Source organism: Pseudomonas sp. PNPG3, from assembly GCF_023093815.1.
GTDB lineage: Bacteria > Pseudomonadota > Gammaproteobacteria > Pseudomonadales > Pseudomonadaceae > Aquipseudomonas > Aquipseudomonas asiatica.
Map to the genome: position 1 here is coordinate 4,669 of NZ_JALLKV010000099.1, position 2,872 is coordinate 7,540.

Below are 2,872 nucleotides of genomic sequence, written 5' to 3' on the forward strand. Positions count from 1 at the left end.
GCGGCCTGGAGGTTTGCAGGCATTAAAAAACCCGGCCAAGGCCGGGTTTTTTGCGTTTCACAAGAAGGATTACTTCTTGGAACGGCCTTTGAAGCTGTTGTCGCGAGTGTCGATATCGATCCACTCGTCGATCTGGATGAAGTCGGCAACCGAGATCTCGGTACCGTTCTTCAGCTTGGCAGGCTTCATGACCTTGCCCGAGGTGTCGCCGCGTGCAGCGTTCTCGGTGTAGACAACCTGGCGGCTGATGGTGGTCGGCAGTTCAACCGATACCAGGCGGCCTTCGAAGAACACGGCTTCGCAGACGTCTTCCATGCCTTCTTCGATGTACGGCAGAACGGCTTCGATGTCCTCGGCGTTCAGTTCGTACATGGTGTAGTCGGTGGTGTCCATGAAGGTGTATTCGTCACCGTTGATGAACGACAGGGTCGCTTCTTTGCGATCCAGGATCACGTCGTCCAGCTTGTCGTCTGCACCGTAGACGGTTTCGGTCTTGTAGCCGGTCAGCAGGTTCTTCAGCTTGGTCTTCATGATCGCGCTGTTACGGCCCGACTTGGTGAACTCAGCTTTTTGAACCAGCCACGGGTCGTTGTCGATCCGCAGGACGGTACCGGGTTTCAGTTCTTTACCAGTTTTCATTACGAAGTATCCGAATCTGGATGGATTTATAAAAATCGAGGCCGCGTATCATAGCGAATTTCGGTAAAAGTGTACTAGCGCTGTGGCAAGGTCCGGCTGAGCGGCCTGTCGCGCCGCCCAAAGCCGGGCATGCTGCTGCAGTTCCGGCCAGTGCTGACGGGCTGCCTGCCAGGCCTGGCCCATGTCGCGGTCCATGTTCCAGGCACGCCACAGGCCAAGCAGGGCGGCATCGGCATCGCCTGACAACCCCTGTCGATAATGCGCAAGAAACGCTTCGAGCTTTTCCCAATGGGCATTCTCGTCCTGCACGTAAATGTGCCACAGCATCGGCTGCCCGGCCCACTGCGCGCGCACGAACGAGTCTTCGCCGCGCACGGCATTGAAATCACAGCTCCACAGCAACCGGTCGTAGTCGTCCTGGCTGACGAAAGGTAGCACCTGCAGGGTCAGCGCCCCGCGCTTGCGCACGCTGCCCACTTGCAGTGAAGCCTCGCCAAGCCACTGGCCGAGCCCCGCGACAACGCGCCCTTCCGGCACCAGCAGGTGGCAAGGTTGCTCGCCTGAGGCCAGGGCCTCAAGCCAGTTGCCCAATTGCGGGTTTTCGTAGGCGAACAGGGAAATCAGCAACGCCCCCGCTTCAGGGTTTACGCCAAGCCCGTGCAAGAAGGCCTGCCGTGCGCCTTGCTGGAACGCATCACGCCGCGCCAGCAGCGAGCCCTCGCGCAGCAGGCCACCGGTTTTTTCAGTGAAGCCTGGAAAGAAAAATACCTTGCGCAAGCCATTGGGCTGCGGCGAAGGCAAGCCATGGCAACCTTCCACCCAGTCCTCGGCACTGAGGTATTCGAGGTTCAGCCACAGCGGCGGCGTGACACGAGCACGCATTGCCTCCACATAGGCTGCTGGCAATTGGCAGGCGAAGGCACCGATTACCACATCAGCCGGCGCCACCGGCAACCAGGCTACCGGCCATTGGCGCACATCCACACCGTGCTGCCACTGCTGCGGGGCGGTGGCATCGGCCCCGGGGCACATGGGCGTGAATGCATTGAGGTCATCCACCCACAGGCGCACAGCCAGGCCGTGCTCGGCCACCAGCTGCCGGGCCAGGCGCCAGGTCACGCCTATATCGCCGTAGTTGTCGACGACGCTGCAGAAGATGTCCCAAGTGGCTTTCATGTGCCCTGCCCTCGCCCAGCGGAAAAACCGCGCATTCTGCGTATAAATTGTCGCTGACAAAAGCACCTGCGCGGAAAAATGCCCAGGCGCATGCGACAATGCACCCCGAACACCCTGCCAGGAGGCTGCCATGGCGCGCCACCGTGAATTGAAGATCACCCTCAAGCCGTTGCCGTTGATCGTGTGCGTTGCCTTGGGCCTGTGGCTGGGCGCCGTGGCGATCGCCGCCAGCCTGTGGCTGGCCCTGCAACTGTGGCCACAGCAGGTACAGCCACTGGCCGAAGCCGTGGCCCCCGCCGCGTACCGGCCTGCCGCGCCGCCATCGCCAGCCCCTGCGGCGGATGCCCAGGCGGAAATGTTCGAACGCTACAACGACATCCTGCACAAGCAGGAGCTGCAACAGGCCGCCGAGGCCGCCCAGGGCAACCCGCGCAACCTCAACAGCCCCAAGTGCCAGTTCTGGCTGCAGCAGAACCGCACCGCGCCCACCGACAAAAGCCAGGCCAACGTGCTGGAGTTCTGTTACTGACCATGGACAAGCCCAGCCTGCTGGCGCAGATAGTTGCCACCCTCGAACAGGACCTGGATGTGCTGACCCGCGCGGCACAAACTGCGTACGAAGCCGCCACTGCCGAAGAGAACATCGCCGAGAACAAGTACGACACCCTGGGCCTGGAGGCCTCGTACCTGGCCACCGGCCAGGCCCGCCGCAGCGCCGAGATCCGCAAGGCGCTGCTGACCTACCAGCAACTGCTGCTGCGCGATTACGACCCGGCACGCGGGGTGCAGGTGAGCAACCTGGTGACGCTGGAGGATGAAGATGGCGGGCAGCGCCGACTGTTCCTCGGGCCGGAGGCTGCGGGGTTGAAGATTGGCGAGGGGGATGGGCTGGTGACGGTGATTACACCGCGCTCGCCGCTGGGGCAGCAGCTGGTCGGCAGGAAGGTTGATGATGAGGTGAGCCTGGCGGCACAGGCATTGTTCATAGTCGATGTTGTCTGAACCGGCCCTATCGCCGGCAAGCCAGCTTGTATGGTTAGACTTGAAGGGAGGAGGA

Annotated in this window: 4 protein-coding genes; 2 read left to right on the forward strand and 2 right to left on the reverse strand. The window is 61.9% G+C overall.

The window, feature by feature from the left end:
• Positions 1–69 precede the first annotated feature (69 nt).
• Positions 70–639 carry an elongation factor P gene (efp, locus tag MJ643_RS29825; RefSeq protein ID WP_013971530.1) on the reverse strand — a complete coding sequence of 190 codons (570 nt, stop codon included), beginning with the start codon at positions 637–639 and terminating at the stop codon, positions 70–72.
• A gap of 48 nt (positions 640–687) precedes the next feature.
• Positions 688–1,815: an elongation factor P maturation arginine rhamnosyltransferase EarP gene (gene earP / locus MJ643_RS29830; protein WP_023662569.1), complete on the reverse strand. Its 1,128-nt coding sequence runs from the start codon at positions 1,813–1,815 to the stop codon at positions 688–690.
• Positions 1,816–1,945: 130 nt separating this feature from the next.
• On the opposite strand from earP, the gene MJ643_RS29835 reads away from it, so the two are divergent.
• Together MJ643_RS29835 and MJ643_RS29840 are read left to right on the forward strand one after the other, a co-directional pair.
• Positions 1,946–2,344 carry a hypothetical protein gene (locus MJ643_RS29835; RefSeq protein WP_023662568.1) on the forward strand — a complete coding sequence of 133 codons (399 nt, stop codon included), beginning with the start codon at positions 1,946–1,948 and terminating at the stop codon, positions 2,342–2,344.
• A 2-nt stretch (positions 2,345–2,346) separates the two neighbouring features.
• Complete coding sequence (locus tag MJ643_RS29840) at positions 2,347–2,817, forward strand: GreA/GreB family elongation factor (protein ID WP_247727228.1); 471 nt, start codon at positions 2,347–2,349, stop codon at positions 2,815–2,817.
• Positions 2,818–2,872: the final 55 nt, after the last annotated feature.

Bases quoted from the DNA above. Each gene is read 5' to 3' on its own strand.
- efp (WP_013971530.1), bottom strand. From the start codon at position 639: ATGAAAACTGGTAAAGAACTGAAACCCGGTACCGTCCTGCGGATCGAC.
- earP (WP_023662569.1), bottom strand. From the start codon at position 1,815: ATGAAAGCCACTTGGGACATCTTCTGCAGCGTCGTCGACAACTACGGC.
- MJ643_RS29835 (WP_023662568.1), top strand. From the start codon at position 1,946: ATGGCGCGCCACCGTGAATTGAAGATCACCCTCAAGCCGTTGCCGTTG.
- MJ643_RS29840 (WP_247727228.1), top strand. From the start codon at position 2,347: ATGGACAAGCCCAGCCTGCTGGCGCAGATAGTTGCCACCCTCGAACAG.